This window comes from Streptomyces sp. NPDC020898 (assembly GCF_044333925.1).
Lineage (GTDB): Bacteria > Actinomycetota > Actinomycetes > Streptomycetales > Streptomycetaceae > Streptomyces.
Map to the genome: position 1 here is coordinate 355,426 of NZ_JBIRRV010000002.1, position 15,354 is coordinate 370,779.

13 protein-coding genes and 2 pseudogenes are annotated in these 15,354 nt (G+C 71.1%); 5 read left to right on the plus strand and 10 right to left on the minus strand.

The features are described 5' to 3' along the window. The first annotated feature begins 86 nt into the window (after positions 1–86). On the plus strand, positions 87–1,634 hold the full coding sequence (locus ACH4TV_RS09520; protein WP_398395966.1) for an alpha/beta hydrolase: 1,548 nt from the start codon (positions 87–89) through the stop codon (positions 1,632–1,634). Positions 1,635–1,723: 89 nt separating this feature from the next. Here ACH4TV_RS09520 and moeZ read toward each other — a convergent pair whose 3' ends face one another. The 9 genes and pseudogenes from moeZ to ACH4TV_RS09565 all read right to left on the minus strand — a co-directional run bounded on the left by moeZ (position 1,724) and on the right by ACH4TV_RS09565 (position 11,915). Beyond that, a complete protein-coding gene (gene moeZ, locus ACH4TV_RS09525) occupies positions 1,724–2,902 on the minus strand; it encodes an adenylyltransferase/sulfurtransferase MoeZ (protein WP_398395968.1) in 1,179 nt (392 codons plus the stop codon). 63 nt (positions 2,903–2,965) lie between these two features. Then, positions 2,966–3,715, minus strand: a complete 750-nt coding sequence (locus ACH4TV_RS09530; RefSeq protein ID WP_398395970.1) for a spherulation-specific family 4 protein — start codon at positions 3,713–3,715, stop codon at positions 2,966–2,968. Beyond that, positions 3,703–4,662: an NAD-dependent epimerase/dehydratase family protein gene (locus tag ACH4TV_RS09535; protein WP_398395972.1), complete on the minus strand. Its 960-nt coding sequence runs from the start codon at positions 4,660–4,662 to the stop codon at positions 3,703–3,705. Before ACH4TV_RS09535 ends, ACH4TV_RS09530 begins: the two co-directional genes overlap by 13 nt. 273 nt (positions 4,663–4,935) lie before the next feature. Continuing rightward, positions 4,936–6,264 (minus strand): hypothetical protein, encoded by a 1,329-nt coding sequence (locus tag ACH4TV_RS09540; RefSeq protein WP_398395975.1) that lies wholly within the window; start codon positions 6,262–6,264, stop codon positions 4,936–4,938. Further along, positions 6,261–7,985 (minus strand): DUF3492 domain-containing protein, encoded by a 1,725-nt coding sequence (locus ACH4TV_RS09545; RefSeq protein WP_398395977.1) that lies wholly within the window; start codon positions 7,983–7,985, stop codon positions 6,261–6,263. The genes ACH4TV_RS09540 and ACH4TV_RS09545 overlap by 4 nt, the downstream gene beginning before the upstream one ends. Before the next feature lie 208 nt (positions 7,986–8,193). After that, a pseudogene (locus ACH4TV_RS09550) lies at positions 8,194–9,218 on the minus strand (ABC transporter ATP-binding protein); the annotation flags it as partial. Positions 9,219–9,232: 14 nt separating this feature from the next. Beyond that, a pseudogene (locus tag ACH4TV_RS09555) lies at positions 9,233–9,310 on the minus strand (Ms4533A family Cys-rich leader peptide); the annotation flags it as partial. A gap of 80 nt (positions 9,311–9,390) precedes the next feature. Continuing rightward, complete coding sequence (locus ACH4TV_RS09560; RefSeq protein ID WP_398395979.1) at positions 9,391–10,386, minus strand: DUF3152 domain-containing protein; 996 nt, start codon at positions 10,384–10,386, stop codon at positions 9,391–9,393. Positions 10,387–10,886: 500 nt separating this feature from the next. Continuing rightward, complete coding sequence (locus ACH4TV_RS09565; RefSeq protein ID WP_398395981.1) at positions 10,887–11,915, minus strand: alpha/beta fold hydrolase; 1,029 nt, start codon at positions 11,913–11,915, stop codon at positions 10,887–10,889. Positions 11,916–12,125: 210 nt separating this feature from the next. On the opposite strand from ACH4TV_RS09565, the gene ACH4TV_RS09570 reads away from it, so the two are divergent. From ACH4TV_RS09570 to ACH4TV_RS09585, 4 genes are all read left to right on the plus strand, one after another. Further along, entirely contained in the window at positions 12,126–12,356 is a 231-nt protein-coding gene (locus tag ACH4TV_RS09570) for a hypothetical protein (RefSeq protein WP_398395983.1), read from the plus strand. Between the two features lie 192 nt (positions 12,357–12,548). Further along, on the plus strand, positions 12,549–13,190 hold the full coding sequence (locus ACH4TV_RS09575) for a TetR/AcrR family transcriptional regulator (protein WP_398395985.1): 642 nt from the start codon (positions 12,549–12,551) through the stop codon (positions 13,188–13,190). Positions 13,191–13,323: 133 nt separating this feature from the next. Next, entirely contained in the window at positions 13,324–13,551 is a 228-nt protein-coding gene (locus ACH4TV_RS09580) for a DUF3107 domain-containing protein (RefSeq protein ID WP_235475002.1), read from the plus strand. Between the two features lie 198 nt (positions 13,552–13,749). Beyond that, the gene (locus tag ACH4TV_RS09585; RefSeq protein ID WP_398395987.1) at positions 13,750–14,019 is read left to right on the plus strand and encodes a hypothetical protein; all 270 of its coding nucleotides are present in this window, start codon (positions 13,750–13,752) and stop codon (positions 14,017–14,019) included. Between the two features lie 260 nt (positions 14,020–14,279). Here the strand turns inward: ACH4TV_RS09585 and ACH4TV_RS09590 are convergent, their stop codons facing one another. Continuing rightward, a complete protein-coding gene (locus tag ACH4TV_RS09590) occupies positions 14,280–15,059 on the minus strand; it encodes a ferritin-like fold-containing protein (protein ID WP_398395989.1) in 780 nt (259 codons plus the stop codon). Positions 15,060–15,354: the final 295 nt, after the last annotated feature.

Here is a 15,354-nt window from a genome sequence, read left to right on the forward strand (position 1 = left end):
GGCTGATACGGCCTCGGCGGGATCCGCCTACTATGGCCGGACCGCCATCCGCTGCTCCGAGCGGACGGCTCTCAGGGGGAGTTCGCATGTCCCGTTTCGTACGCTGGACAGCCGCGACCGCGGCTGCGTTGCTGTTGGCCGGTTGCAGTGGTGGCAGGTCCGACGACGGTGACGACAAGGGGACCGGTACCGCCACGCCTTCGTCGACCACGCCCTCGTCCCGGGCCTCGCCCGGGCTGCCCGCCTCGCTGACCTCGCAGAAGCTCGACTGGGGCCGCTGCAAAGGCACATCGGACTCTCCCACGCCCGGCAGCGACTGGCAGTGCGCGACGCTCAAGGTGCCACTGGACTACGCGAAGGCGGACGGCGAGACCATCGGCCTGTCACTCATCCGCGCCAGGGCGAGCGGCGGCAACCGCATCGGGTCCCTCCTGTTCAACTTCGGCGGACCGGGCCAGTCGGGCGTCTCCGTGATGCCCTCGTACGCCGGCACGGTCTCCGCACTCGGCGAGCGCTACGACCTGGTGAGCTGGGACCCGCGCGGGGTCGGGGCCAGCGAGGGTGTGCGCTGCCGCAGTGACAAGGAGATCCGGGCCGCCGAGTCGGTGGACCCGTCGCCGGACGACGCTGCGGAGGAGAAGGCGTACTTCGAGGATGCCGCGAGCTTCGGCAAGGGGTGCGAGAAGTCCGCCGGGAACCTCATCGCACATGTCTCGACGACCGACTCCGCCCGCGACATGGACCTGATGCGCCAGGTCCTCGGCGACACAAAGACGCACTATTTCGGCATTTCGTATGGCACCGAACTCGGCGGTGTGTACGCCCACTTGTTCCCGAAGAACGTGGGGCGGCTGATCCTTGACGCCGTCGTCGACCCGAGCGCCGACACGGTGGGACACGCGAAGAACCAGGCCAGGGGCTTCCAGCGCGCCCTCGACGACTATCTGAAGTCGACGGGCCAGGACCCGGAGCAGGGATCGCAGAAGATCACGGCCCTGCTGAAGCGGATCGACGCCGAGCCCTTGCCCACGCCCTCCGGGCGGAAGCTGACACAGGGCCTGGCGGTCACCGGCATCGCCGTGACGCTGTACAGCGAGCTGAGCTGGCCGGCGCTGACCGGCGCCCTGGACTCGGCCGAGCAGGGCGACGGATCGGACCTGCTGGCGCTCGCCGACCAATACAACGACCGTGACGCGTCGGGCCACTACGGCACGACGACACATGCCCAACGGGTCATATCGTGCCTGGACGACAAGCAGCGGCCGACGGCGACGGAGACCAAGAAGCTGCTGCCCGAGTTCCGGAGGATCTCGCCCGTCTTCGGGGACTTCATGGGCTGGGACACGGCCGGCTGGTGCCACAACTGGCCGGTGGCCGGTCAGCACGACACCCCGGAGGTCAGCGCGCCCGGCGCGGCGCCCGTCCTGGTGGTCGGCAACACCGGGGACCCGGCGACTCCGTACGAGGGCACGCGCAAGATGGCGGACGAGCTGGGCAAGGGAGTCGGCGTGATGCTCACCTGGAAGGGCCAGGGACACGGGGCGTACGGCAGTGGGAGCGACTGTGTCGACTCCACGGTGAACGCGTATCTGCTGGAGGGGACGGTGCCGCAGGACGGCAAGGTCTGTTCATGACGGCGGCGGGGGCCCCGGGCACCTGTGGTGCGCGAGACCCCCGCCGACCGAACAAGGCAGACGAGGCTGCCGGGGTGGTGACCCTCGGGTCAGTACACCGGCTTGTCCGGCTCGATCTGGTGGACCCAGCCGATCACACCGCCGCCGACGTGCACGGCGTCGGAGAAGCCCGCGGACTTCAGGACCGCGAGGACTTCCGCACTGCGGACACCCGTCTTGCAGTGCAGGACGATCTTCTTGTCCTGCGGGAGAGTCGCCAGGGCAGTGCCCATGAGGAACTCGTTCTTCGGGATCAGCTTGGCGCCGGGGATCGAGACGATCTCGTACTCGTTGATCTCGCGGACGTCGATGATCTCGATGTTCTCGCCGTCGTCGATCCACTCCTTGAGCTGCTTGGGAGTGATCGTCGAACCGGCCGCCGCCTCCTGGGCCTCCTCGGACACGACGCCGCAGAAGGCCTCGTAGTCGATGAGCTCGGTGACGGTCGGGTTCTCGCCGCAGACCGCGCAGTCGGGGTCCTTGCGGACCTTGACCTGGCGGTACTGCATCTCCAGGGCGTCGTAGATCATCAGGCGGCCGACGAGCGGCTCACCGATGCCCGCGAGGAGCTTGATGGCCTCGTTGACCTGGATGGAGCCGATGGACGCGCACAGCACACCCAGGACGCCGCCCTCGGCGCAGGAGGGGACCATGCCCGGCGGCGGGGGCTCCGGGTAGAGGCAGCGGTAGCAGGGGCCGTGCTCGGACCAGAAGACGGAGGCCTGGCCGTCGAAGCGGTAGATCGAGCCCCACACGTACGGCTTGTTGAGCAGCACGCAGGCGTCGTTGACGAGGTAGCGGGTCGCGAAGTTGTCCGTGCCGTCGACGATCAGGTCGTACTGGCTGAAGATGTCCATCACGTTCTCGGCTTCGAGCCGCTCTTCGTGCAGGACCACGTTCACGTACGGGTTGATGCCGAGGACCGAGTCGCGGGCCGACTGGGCCTTGGAGCGGCCGATGTCCGCCTGGCTGTGGATGATCTGACGCTGCAGGTTGGACTCGTCGACCTCGTCGAACTCCACGATGCCGAGCGTGCCCACGCCCGCGGCGGCCAGGTACATCAGCGCCGGCGAACCCAGGCCGCCGGCGCCGACAGCGAGCACCTTGGCGTTCTTCAGCCGCTTCTGCCCGTCCATGCCCACATCGGGGATGATCAGGTGGCGGGAGTACCTGCGGACCTCGTCTACGGTGAGCTCAGCAGCTGGCTCGACCAGGGGTGGCAGCGACACGGGGACTCCGTTGGTCGGTCAATCACTACAGTTGTTCTCCCCGTAACACTGCCACGCCCTTCTTCATTCCGAGACACCCGTTCCGAGGCGCGAGACGAGGTCGTCCCAGTAGCCGGGCATCGTCTCCCAGGGGTCGGTCCGGCCGCCGCGGTCCGTGCGGTCGGTGAAGTAGATCGTGGCGGCGCCCTGCCAGCGGGCGACACGCAGCGCCTCGTCGAGATGGCCGTGCGGCAGTCCGTGCACGAAGTGGCAGAAGCGTTCGGGCGGATGGTCGGCGGTCCACTCGGCCACCTGCGACCAGCGGTAGTCGCTCCAGTGGCCGGAGAACGTGACGAGTTGGTCGGCGTGCTCGGCATAGGCCGGGTGCGGATGGGTGCCGTGGCCCAGGACGATGTGCGCGTCTCTGTCCGCCGCACGGAGCGTGTCGACCGTGCGTCGGATCTCCGGGAGCGCGGCGCGGTCGGCCGGACAGCGGTCCAGGAGGAAACCGTCGGCCCTGTACCAGTCGCGGTACCGCTGTGCTTCGGCGGTCAGCTCACCGTGGGTGCGCGTGCCGTGGGCCGTGTCGAGGTGGCCGAGGACGCGGACGCCCGCGTTGCGCAGGCGGCCCGCGGCCTCCAGACAGTGCGGATCGGGGCGGCTGCCCGGGCCGTCGGCGACATTGAGGACGGCCCAGTGCAAGGGCGTGCCCGGGCGGGTGAGTTCGCCCCACTCGGTCGGGGCGACGAGTGGATGCGCGAAGCCCGGGACGCCGAAGCCGGTGCGGACGCCGGTGCTCGCGGTGCCCGCCCTGGCGCTGGTCAGATGCGGCATGCCGCCTCCATCCAGATGTCGGCGAGGGACTCCTCCAGGTTGATCCGGGGCCGCCAGCCGAGCCGGTCGCGTGCGGTGCGCACATCGGCCTGCTGCCAGCTGCCGCAGCCGTCCGGATACGGGTACGCGGCCGGGGGCGCGTGGTCCGGGTCGGTGCGGGGGTGGGCGATGGACGCCCTCAGCGGGCCGGGCGGGCCGTCGAGTTCGTGCAGCGTGCCGCCGTATCCGGCCACGCGGGCGAGGACGGACGCGGCGTCGCGCAGGCGCACGGCGCGGCCCGAGCCGATGTTGATGACGCCCTGCGCGGCCGAGAGCGAGGCCGCGTGGACGGCACGTGCCACGTCCCGTACGTCGATGAAGTCGCGCTGCGCGCCCAGCCCGCCGAGCTTGAGCTCACCGTCACCGGCCTGCATCGCGCGGCGCATCGCCTCGGCGAGCCGGCCGAGCGGGGAGCCCGCGGGCGTGCCGGGGCCGGCCGGAGAGAAGACGCGCAGGACGACGGCGTCGAGGCCGGAGCCCAGGACCAGCTCGGTGGCGGCGAGCTTGCTGACGCCGTACGGGCCGCCCGGGCGGGGGACCGCGTCCTCGGCCGTGGAGGAACCGGGCTGGCTGGGCCCGTACTCGGCGCCGCAGCCGAGCTGCACCAGACGGGCGCCGCAACCGCTGCGCCGCAGCGCCTCGCAGACGGTGGCGACGGCGACGGTGTTGTGGCGGGTGAGTTCGCGGGCACCGCCGCGAGTGGCGCCCGCACAGTTGACGACGACTCCGGGGTGGACGGCGTCGAGGAAGCGGGTGAGTGCGCCGGGGCTGCCGGACGCGAGGTCGAAACGGACGTCGGCGTCGTCGCCGCGGCCGAGGACGGTGAGCTGCACGGCCGGGTCGGCGAGCAGTCGGTCGGCGACGAAGCGCCCGAGGTAGCCGTTGGCTCCGATCAGCAGAACCCTCATCGGACGGCTCCCTCGGCGGACTCTCCGGCTCCGGGTCGAGAGGTGATCATCGGTCTACTCCTTCGGGGTGTGCGGTTGCGTTCGTGGGCGGGGCCGATGTCCGGTTCGTCCGGCGGTCGGGCCGAGGTGAGCTGCGGTGCTGTGCGGATGCCTCCGGTTGTCCGCCGGGCGCTGTGAGTTCGTGGTGGGGCCGCACCGGGGCGTAGGCGTCCTCCGCCGGGTGCGGAAGGTCAGGGGCGGGATCGGTCACCTGCCGGGGTCGTGATCCGGGCGTCATCCGGGCTCACCCGGCACCGCGTGCGCCGAGGCCCTGCTGAGCGTGCGGGTCGCGTGGAGCAGGAGGACCAGGGCTGCCCCACCGCAGGCCACTGCCGGGATACCGGTCGGCCCCCAGATCGCCACGACCGCCTCCACCGGGGCGGCCAGGAAGGCGCAGCCGGGGAGGTGGGACGCGAAGGCTGTGGCCAGGGCCGCCGCCTCGGTTGCGGCTGCCGCGCCGAGGACCACCGCCGGGGCGTGGGTGAAACCGTGCGTCGTGAGGAGGCGGGCCAGGAGGAGCAGGGCGCCCAGGGTGACGGTCGTGGTGTAGGCCGCCGGTTCGTGCAGGACCGTTCCGCAGAGGGCCACGAGCGCCGCCAACGCGCAGAGGAACAGGGCGAACGTGCCCAGGAGGAGGGGTTTCACGGATGCGGTGAAGTCCGCCAGGCCTCGACTGGCGGCCAGTTTGCGGTGGGCCCCCGTCGCGAAGAGATGGGCGCACCAGGCCGCCGGTGCACAGGCCAGGGTGAGGGCCAGTACGGGAGCGGTGGACAGGTCCCGCAGGGCGGCCGGGAATCCGGCGAGGCCACCCGTCAGCGCGGCGGCGAGCAGGTCGGTGCCCAGGAAGGCGTACGCGACGAGCCAGTACGCCCAGGCGCGCGTGGACGTCGGGGTGTGCCTCTCGTGTGTGCCGGCCGGCGCCGGACGGGACCTGGGGCTCAGGGGACCCCGGCCGAGTGCCGCGCGTACGGCGAGGGCCACGGCCAGCGCGCCCAGCATCGCCACGGCCAGCCGGGAGCGCCCTTCGGTCAGGTGCAGGCCCGTCACCGTCGCCGCGCTCAAGGCGCCCGGCAGCAGGGTGAGCAGCGCCCAGTCGGCCCGTACCCCGGGTGTCGTCGTCGGGGTGGGCTGCGGTGCCGTTTCTGCGTCTCGGGAGACCCGGGCGTACATCTCCTCGGCCAGGGAGAACACGTCCCGGTGGCGGAAGCGGGCGGCCGTTCGGTCCGTGACGCCGTGGGCCTCCAGGCCCGCCGCGATCTCCAGGGGGTCCACCGCGCGCTCGCACAGCTCACGGTGCCTGTGCATCAGCGCCTTCACGGGGTCGCCGGTCCCCCGTCGGGGGGCGCGAGTGGAGGGGGTTCCGCGGTCGCTGTCGGCTCCGAAAGACGTGCCTGACTCCGCCGCCTCCGACGCCCCTGCCGCCCGCGTCCGCGTGTCTCGTACGTCCGTCTCGTCCGTCTCGTTCGTCTCCTCGGCGCCCGTGAGCCACTCCTCCGAGCGTTCGTCCCAGGCTCCCGGGCTGTTCGGTGTCCCCGGGCGGTCCAGTTCTCCCAGCTCGCTCATCGCGCGCCCTCCCCGGCCGGTACGGGGGTCGCCTGTACCGGTGCGGAAGCGTGTCCTGTTGCCCAGCTGGGCCCGCCCCGGGCCACCACGCCTATGCCGGCCTGGGTCCAGCGGCCGGGGACGTGTGCCTCCGCCGGTACGGCGAACGGGAGCGGTTCGCCGGTGTCGTCGAGGACCACGCGGCTGACAGGGCAGCGCGAGACGACCTCCAGGTAAATGCCGCGAAATGCCTCGACGTTCTGCTCGACGGTGAACAGTTCGAGCGCGCGGGCGCGGGCGGCGGCGCCCAGTCGCTCGCGGCGCGCCCGGTCGCGCAGCAGCGCCACGCACGCCTCGGCGAGCGCCCGCGGATTGCGCGGCGGCACCACCAGTCCCGTACCGCCGATGATCTCGACCACCGCGCCCACGTCCGTCGACACGGTCGCCCGGCCGCAGAACATGGCCTCGACCAGGCTGATCGGGAAGCCCTCGACCACGCTCGACAGGACGACGACCGCGCCCGCCGCGTACGCCTCCGCGAGCGTCGGGGCCTCCGGGCCGCCGATCTCCTCGAACGACACCGGGTTGTCGCCGACCGCGTGGATGCCCTCGGCCTCGTCGGGGAAGAGCTGCGCGGCCAGTGCCTGGCAGTGGCCGAGATACGCCTCGCTCTCGGCTCCCGTGGCCGCGCCGATGATGCGCAGGCGGGTCTTCGGTTCCTCCTTGCGGACCTCCGCGAACGAGTGCAGGAGGGAGATCAGGTCCTTGGCGGGTTCGATACGGCCGACCCAGATCAGCGTGTCGGCGTCCGCGGTCCCCGGCGACTCGCCGACCTCCGCGAAGTGGGACACCTCCATGCCCGGGTACACCGTGCGCAGCTTCTCCCGGTCGGCCCCGCATCTCTCCTGCCAGCGGCGGGTGTGCGTGTTGCCGGGGGTGACGAGCGCGGCCTGCCGGTAGACCTCCGAGGCCAGCCTGCCGTGGAAGGCCGCGAGCAGGGACCGTACGGCCGGGGCGCAGTCGCCCGCGCCCGAGGCCAGGTAGTGCGCGCGCAGCGGGACCCCGTACTCGGTGACCAGCAGGGGTACGCCGGAGAAATGGTGGGCGAGCAGTCCGGGGAGCGCCGCCGGGCCGCCGGCCGCGGCATGGCAGAGGTCGACCGCGCCGAGTCCGTCGTCCTCGTACCAGTCGAGGGAGAGGGGGCGCAGGGCGCGCTCCAGTTGCGCGGCGACAGTGAGCAGGTCCGGGACGCGCGCCTCGCGCGCCCCTCCGAGGGCGCCGGGCGCACGACAGGCGTGCTCCAGGGCGCGTACGGCGGCCTCGGAGCGGAGCGCTCCGACCAGCCCGCCCTCGTCCCGGGCAATTTCGGCGAGCCCGTACAGCGCGCTGCCGAAACGGTCCGCCTCAGCGGTGGACGCGTCCGGTCCGTCCGGCGCGTTCCCCGTGTCGGGCCCGGCACACAGCGCCGCCGCCAACTCCCCGTAGCACTCGGCGAACCGGCGGCGCGTGCGGCGGCCGTACACCACTCCGTCGTCCTCGGCCGTCCACAGTGGAGCGGTCCGGACCCGGCTGACCTGCGGCGGCAGCTCGATCCAGCCCTCGTCCTCCTGCCGCTCGCTGCGGCTGAGCGCGTAGATGTCGAACTCGTGGCCGTCGAGCCCGCGCACGAGCCGGTCGCACCAGAGTCTGGCGTCACCGCTCACATACGGATAGCCACCCTCCGTCAGCAGTCCGATGCGCACGAGTACACCCCCGATCTCCCGTATGGGGAGCCGCCGTTGACCCGGCGGCTCGCAGCGGGACGAACGTATGCGGACATGACGGTGGTACGACGGACGGTTGTCCGTCGCACCACCAAAAGGGGTGAACGGTCGTAACTTTCCCGTGCGGGTCGCGTTCCGTCGCGCTAAGAGATCATTCGCGCACGTATGGTCACGAACAAACGTATGGTCAGGCGGGGGCCAACTCCCGTCGGGCGGTGCGTCGCCGGGCCGCGATCTCGGGGTCGAGGACCGGTACGGCCGTCAGCAGTCGGCGCGTGTACGGATCCCGCGGATTGTCGTACACCTCGTCAGCGGGCCCGGACTCGACGATCCACCGGTTCCACATCACCGCGACGCGGTCGCTGACCTGGCGTACGACGGCGAAGTCGTGGGCGACGAACACCAGCGTGAGGCCGAGTTCGCGCTGCAACTCGCCATGCAGGGCGACCACCTGGGCCTGGGTCGTGACGTCGAGCGCCGAGACCGGCTCGTCGCAGACGATGACGCGCGGCTCGGCGGCCAGCGCCCGTGCGATGCCCACGCGCTGGCGCTGGCCACCGCTGAACTCGTGCGGGTAGCGGTCGAAGTGCGCCGGGTCGAGCCCCACACGCTCCAGCAACTCCCCCACGCGCCCCCGGCCGCGCCCCTCGTCTCTCTCGCCGCGCGCCCGCAGCGGGTCGGCGATCGACTCGCCCACGCTGCGGCGGGGGTTGAGGGAGGAGACCGGGTCCTGGAAGACCATCTGCACGGCCGGACCGACCCCGGAGGGCGCACGCCCCTCGTACCGCACCTCGCCGCCGTCGGCTCCAGCAGCCCGACCAGCATCCGCCCGAGCGTCGTCTTCCCAGCCGCTCTCACCGACGATCCCGAGGGTCTCGCCCCGGCGCACGGTCAGCGACACGTCGTCCACGGCCCCGAACGCCCGCCTCCCGCGCCCGAACACGCCGCAGGCCGACGGCCTCCAGCACGACCTCCTGCGGGCCGGAAGCGTCCCCAGGGATCCGCCGCGCGTCCACGCACGGTCCCGCGGCGAGCAGTTCGCGTGTGTACGCCTGGGCGGGCGCCCCTCAGTACGGCGGCGACCGGCCCGTGCTCGACAACTTGTCCGCTCCGCATCACCAGCACATCGTCGACGCTCTCCGCCGCGACGCCCACGTCGTGCGTGACGAGCAGCAGGCCCATGCCGGTCTCCTCGCGCAGGGCGTGCAGCAGCGGGTCGTAGAGGTGTCGGCCACACAGAGAGCGGTCACGCCGATCAGCGCCAGCTCGATGGCTACGCGTTCGACAACATGACTGGACCACATACGCAAAAATACGAACGAACCTTCAGTTCATGTCAGCGCGACCCGGGCGGACCCCCCGCGCGCCCCGGCCGCCACACCCGTCAACTCACCGGAAACGGCCAGGGGTTGGCCCGGCAGTGAATTCCGTCATGATCGAGGAACTTGCTCTGCTGCTGCATGACCGGGGCGAGGTCGCCGTCCTTGTCGCAGGTGACGTGCCCATAGCCGAGCCGATGGCCGATCTCGTGGTTGATCAGCATCTGCCGGTAGGCGTAGATCTTGTCGCCGTAAGTTTCCGACCCCTGCGCCCATCGATAGGCGTTGATCATCACGCGGTCGGTGGCGGCCGAGTCGCAGGACACGTTGTCCTCGGTGGTGTCGAGCCCGGACTTGGCACACCAGAAGGCGGTGGTGCCAGGGCTCGCCAGCGTGATCACGAAGTCGGGCTGGCCGGACGAGATCCGCTCGAACGTACGACCGCCGTTGTGGGCCCAGCTGCGGTCGTCGTTGAGCGTCTTCTGTACGGCCTGCGCGAACAGCTCCCCCTCAAGGCCGAGCCCCTGCTCGACGTCCACGCGGTACCTGTACTTCTGCCCCGCCCCCGGCGCCCGGGCGAAGCCACGGATCGCGTCGAACTTCCCCGAGCCCTTGAGAGTCGCCCCGAGGGCGTATGTCCGGGCCATCTTCTGGTCGTACGTGAGTTTCGTCACCGCGGCCGGCGCGTCGGACGAGTCCGGGAGGCTGTCACTGCGCTCGGCGGAGTCTTCGGAATCCGTGTCCCGTACGTCCTGTTCCGCGCCGTTCGCGGTCTGCGTGCGCAGGCCACCGCCGTCGTCCTGGCTGTCGGTGACCTGCCCGGCCACGACGACCGCCAGCACGGTGGTGACGGCCGCGGCCGCGATCCCGGCGAACGCCCGCCCCTTGGTCTTGCCCTTGCCCCTGGCCTTCTCCTCGACGGGCGGTGCGTACGCGTCGGCGGCGTTCGCCGCCTCGGCGTCGGCCTCCCAGGCGGTGACGGAGGCGTAGGGGTCGACAGGATGCCGTGTCCGGGCGCGGGACGCGAAGAGATCGACGTCCTCGGCATGAGCGCCGGACATACCGGCCCGGTCAAAGGCGTCGACGTACGACTGCCGGGGTCCGGGCCCGTTCGGAGGCGCGGGACGCTGACGCGGTATGGCGGGTCCGCCACCGGACCGCCCGCCGACCTCGCCCCAGCCCCCGCCGGTTTCGCGCTGCTCGGGGTGCCCGCCCCGAACCCGGGGAACGCCATGGGCGGGGGTGCCGTCAGGGAGGCGCGGGAAGCCGTGCGCAGGAGTGCCATCAGGGAGCCGTGGGAACCCGTGGGCCGGCGTGCCGTCAGCAAATCGAGGCATCCCATGAGCCGGCGTACCGTCGGAAAAGCGAGGCGTCCCCGGTCCGGGACCCGCCGCACGGCCGTCAGCCCCTGCTTGACCCGCACCGCGGCGATCCCCGCCCGGGCCGATCCCCTGCTGCCCCTGCCCTTGGCCCTGCCCCTGTTGAACCACAGGGATGTTCGTCGTGTCGCCCGTCCTGGCGCCCCCGCGCCCGCGGCGGCTGTGCCGTCCCACGTCGCGTCTCAGCTCCCCGCATTCGCGGCGTCGGCCCGGCTGCCGAGCGTCCTCGCCGCCACAGTACCGGCATCCACTTTCAACTCACCTGTGTCCGAGAGCAGTTCACGGAACGCCGACGCCACCGTCTCCGGGTATTCCATCATCGCCACATGCCCGGCGTCCGGCAGCGAGAGCAGCCGGGAGTCACGGAAGGCGCGCGCCGCCCGCTGGGCCATGCGGTAGGAGACGAGCTGGTCACGGCCGCCGTAGACGAGAAGCGTCGGCGCGAGCACCCGCTCGGCCTGACGCCACAGCCCGTGCTGGCCGCCGAGCGTGTACGCGTTCACGATCCCGCGCGTGGAACGCGTCATCGCGTCCCAGAAGTACGGCAGTTGCTGCCGGCGTTCCATCTCTTCGACCGCGTTGCGGAATCCCTCGGGCGTCACCTGCCCAGGATCTCCGTAACACAGCCCCATGACGCCGCTGACGCGCTGTTCGGCGCTCCACTGCTGGGTCAATCGGGTGAACAGGCGGGCCACGCCGGGCACGGCGAGCAGCGCGGTCGGCACCGCGGTGCGCTGCACGCGGACCTCCGGCAGCGCGGGAGAGACGAGCGTGAGCGTCCGGACGAGGTCGGGCCGCACCGCCGCGACGCGGGTCGTGACCGCGCCGCCCATCGAGTTCCCGAACAGGTGCACGGGACCGCGCCCGGAGGAGTCGAGGTAGCGGATGACGGCACGCGCGTGCCCGGTGATCGAGTAGTCGCCGTCGTCCGGAGGCGGGGAGTCGCCGAAGCCCGGCAGATCGAGCGCCTCACTGTCGACGAGCTCGTCGTGCAGCGGCATGAGCGCCGACCAGTTCTGCGAGGAACCGCCCAGGCCATGGACGTACAGAGCGGGCGGCAGTCCCGCGCGCGCGGGGGGCCGTGACCGCACGGTCAGGGTGATCCCGGGCAGGCCGACCGAGCGCAGCCGCTCGCCCTCCGCGATCCGGACGGGCGCCACCTTGGGGAGCACATTGGTGGCCGGCACGAACGGCAGCTCGGTCGAAGACATGCGGCAATGTTACGAGACGATCACGCAGTGGTTCGTGTGTTCGGCATCACAGGCCGCGCCGGGGCCGTCCGCAGGGCCCGGAACGGCACCCGATCACATGGCATCCCGATCCGGTGTCTCCTAGGCTCGTAAACAGGGCACCCGTAGGAGAGCCACACCCCCCTGCCGCCTCCCCGGGCTCCAGGGACGTTCTTGGGAAGGGAGCCCAACATGGCCGTCGACCCCACCGAGCCTGACACCTTCGAGGACACCTTCGAGGAAGAGGACGGTGCCAGGGAACTCGACGTCGAAGCCCCTGAAGCCGACGCCGCCGAGCAGCGCGCGGACGTCACCCCACACGGCGACGCCCCGCTGACCGGCGAGAACACGGACCGCGCCAACGAGGCCGACCTCGCGGAGCAGGCACGCGTCGTGCAACTGGACGAAGACGACTACCGATAGCCGCCACCACAACGTGCACTCTGCACCCACTAGTGGACCCACTGGCGGTTTTATTACCATTTAGGAACATCGCCCGGAATATACAGCCACTCGGTCGAGGAATTTCTCCGCTCGCACCGCGCACAGCAGGGTTACCGAAAAGTACGATGGCGGCGCGGCGCACACCGCACGTGGACGAAATTGGGAGGCGGCGTGACAGCCATCGAGCAAACTGAGGCGGCACGCCCGCGGGGCACGCGGTTGCCGCGTCGCGCCCGGCGGAACCAGCTGCTGGGCGCCGCCCAGGAAGTGTTCGTGGCGCAGGGCTACCACTCCGCCGCGATGGACGACATCGCCGAGCGCGCCGGAGTCAGCAAGCCGGTGCTCTACCAGCACTTCCCGGGCAAGCTCGACCTCTATCTCGCCCTGCTGGACCAGCACTGCGAGTCCCTGATCGAGTCGGTCCGCGCCGCACTGGCGTCGACGTCCGACAACAAGCAGCGCGTACGGGCGACGATGGACGCGTACTTCGCCTACGTGGAGGACGACGGCGGCGCCTTCCGCCTGGTCTTCGAGTCCGACCTGACGAACGAGCCGGCCGTACGCGAGCGCGTCGACAAGGTGACGCACGAGTGCGCGGAAGCGATCTCCGAGGTCATCGCCGAGGACACCGGCCTCTCCCCCGCGGAGTCGATGCTGCTGGCCTCCGGTCTGGGCGGTCTGTCCCAGGTGGTGGCACGGTCCTGGCTGCACAGTGACCGCAGTGTCCCGCGCGAGCAGGCGGTCCAACTGCTGGCCTCGCTGGCCTGGCGCGGCATCGCCGGTTTCCCGCTGCACGGCACCGAGCACCAGTGACCGTGCGTTTGTTCCCGTCGGCTGTTCGCTCTTGGCGTTCCGACGCGGAACATGTACGTCCCCTCACCGGGCTAATGTGTGCGGAGTACGGCGCGGAAGCCCGCGCATTTCACTGACCGTCGGAGGGACAACCGTGGAGGTCAAGATCGGCGTGCAGCACGCGCCCCGCGAGATCGTTCTGGAGAGCGGTCAGAGCGCTGAGGAGGTCGAGCAGGCCGTGGCCGAGGCCCTGTCCGGCAAGTCGGCGCTGCTCAGCCTCGTGGACGACCACGGCCGCAAGGTCCTGGTCCCGGCCGACCGTCTCGCGTACGTCGAGCTGGGCGAGCCGACGGCCCGCAAGGTGGGCTTCAGCGCGCTGTAGGGATACGTAGTGGGTGGGGCCCGGCGGTTTCGACCGCCGGGCCCCACCCATGTCCGTCCCTTCCGTCCCTGTCGGTGTGCACGTCCCCACGCACAGGTTGACCACACGTCACCCTTACAAGTGGGTTGCTCGCCGCAGGTCACGGGTATGACGGGCTGTGAACGTCATACGCACGCAGGCTGTGGGAGGGACCTCGACATGTTCTTGGAAGCGCTCGGCTCCGCGATCCTCGGCCTCGCCCTGGCCTGGGCGGCGGCCCACCGGCTGCCCGACCGCCTCCCCGCGCGCCAACTGGTCCTGTCGACCGGTGTGGCCGGAGCCCTCTTCGGGGCCTTCGTCACGCACAGCGCGCTGAGCGCCGGCCACTTCCTGGCGATCCTCGTCGGCGCGGCGGTCGTCTCCGGCGCGTCCGTCTCCCTGCTGCTCCGCCCGAAGGGCAGACTCCGCCGATCATCGGCGACGGCATAACCGTCGGCCCGCCAACGGCGTGAACCGACAACGGCATGCCTAGGGCCTGTCCGGCGGATCATGCCGCAGACGCGGGGTCTGGCACGCCGATCTGCGGCGTTGTCGTCGGTTGCCGACTCCCCCACGCTCGAACAACCTCGCGCGGGGGCCCCCATCGCGTCGACGCCCTTCTCCGCCTTGCAACTCGACGCACCAGACCCCGCTCACCGGCGCTGATCGGGCGCCGTTGATTCCCTGCGGCCTGATCCGCCGGACAGGCCCTATGCGGCGAGCCCCAGCGCCGCCATCCGCTTCGTGTGTGCCTCGGTGATCCGGGAGAACATCCGGCCGACCTCCGCGAGGTCGAACCCGTCCGCGACGCCCCCGACGAGCATCGTGGACAGCGCGTCCCGGTCAGCCACGACGCGTTGCGACTGCGACAGCGCCTCGCCCATCAACCGCCGCGCCCACAGCGCGAGTCGGCCGCCCACACGCGGGTCCGCGTCGATCGCCGCGCGCACCTTCTCCACGGCGAAGCTCGCGTGCCCGGTGTCGTCGAGGACCGTGAGCACCAGCTGACGGGTGTCCGCGTCGAGGCGGGCCGCGACCTCGCGGTAGAAGTCACTGGCGATCGAGTCACCGACGTACGCCTTGACGAGTCCCTCCAGCCAGTCGGAGGGTGCCGTCTGCTTGTGGAAGCCGTCGAGCGCGGCGACGAACGGTTCCATCGCCTGTGTCGCGTCGGCGCCGATCTCGGTGAGCCGGTCCCTGATCTGTTCGAAGTGGTGGAACTCCGCCGACGCCATCTTGGCCAGTTCCGACTTGTCGAGGAGTGTCGGCGCCAGCTTGGCGTCCTCGGCGAGCCGCTCGAACGCGGACAGTTCGCCGTAGGCGAGCGCTCCGAGCAGGTCCACGACCGCGGCACTGTACTGCGGGTCGGTGGCAGCCTGCGCCCAGTCCTGGGCGGCGACTCCGGTGGGTGCGGGAGCGGCGTCGGCCGCGGTCTCGGCGGGGGTGGTGGAGGTACCGGAGGCGTTGTCAGGCGTCGTCATGAAGCGCACAATAGCCCGCTGACCGTAAGGCGGAAGTCCCTGCTCAGTCAGTGTGACGACCACTACGTGACCGAATCGGCCATCGCATGTGCGCGATTCCGGGGTATGGTGGTAATGCGCTCGTTGAGTTTACAGACGTATTCTCGACGGGCCACTCGAATGAGGATGCCCGGTCGGTGGCCCGATCGGCTCCGACCCGACAGCTCTCCTCATCCGTACGGCACAGTGCGTACGGAATTCGGAGGGACCCTCAGCGGTACGAGCGCTCGAGCGTCGGCAGTGGTCCCGTGCCACTCGGCCCGCC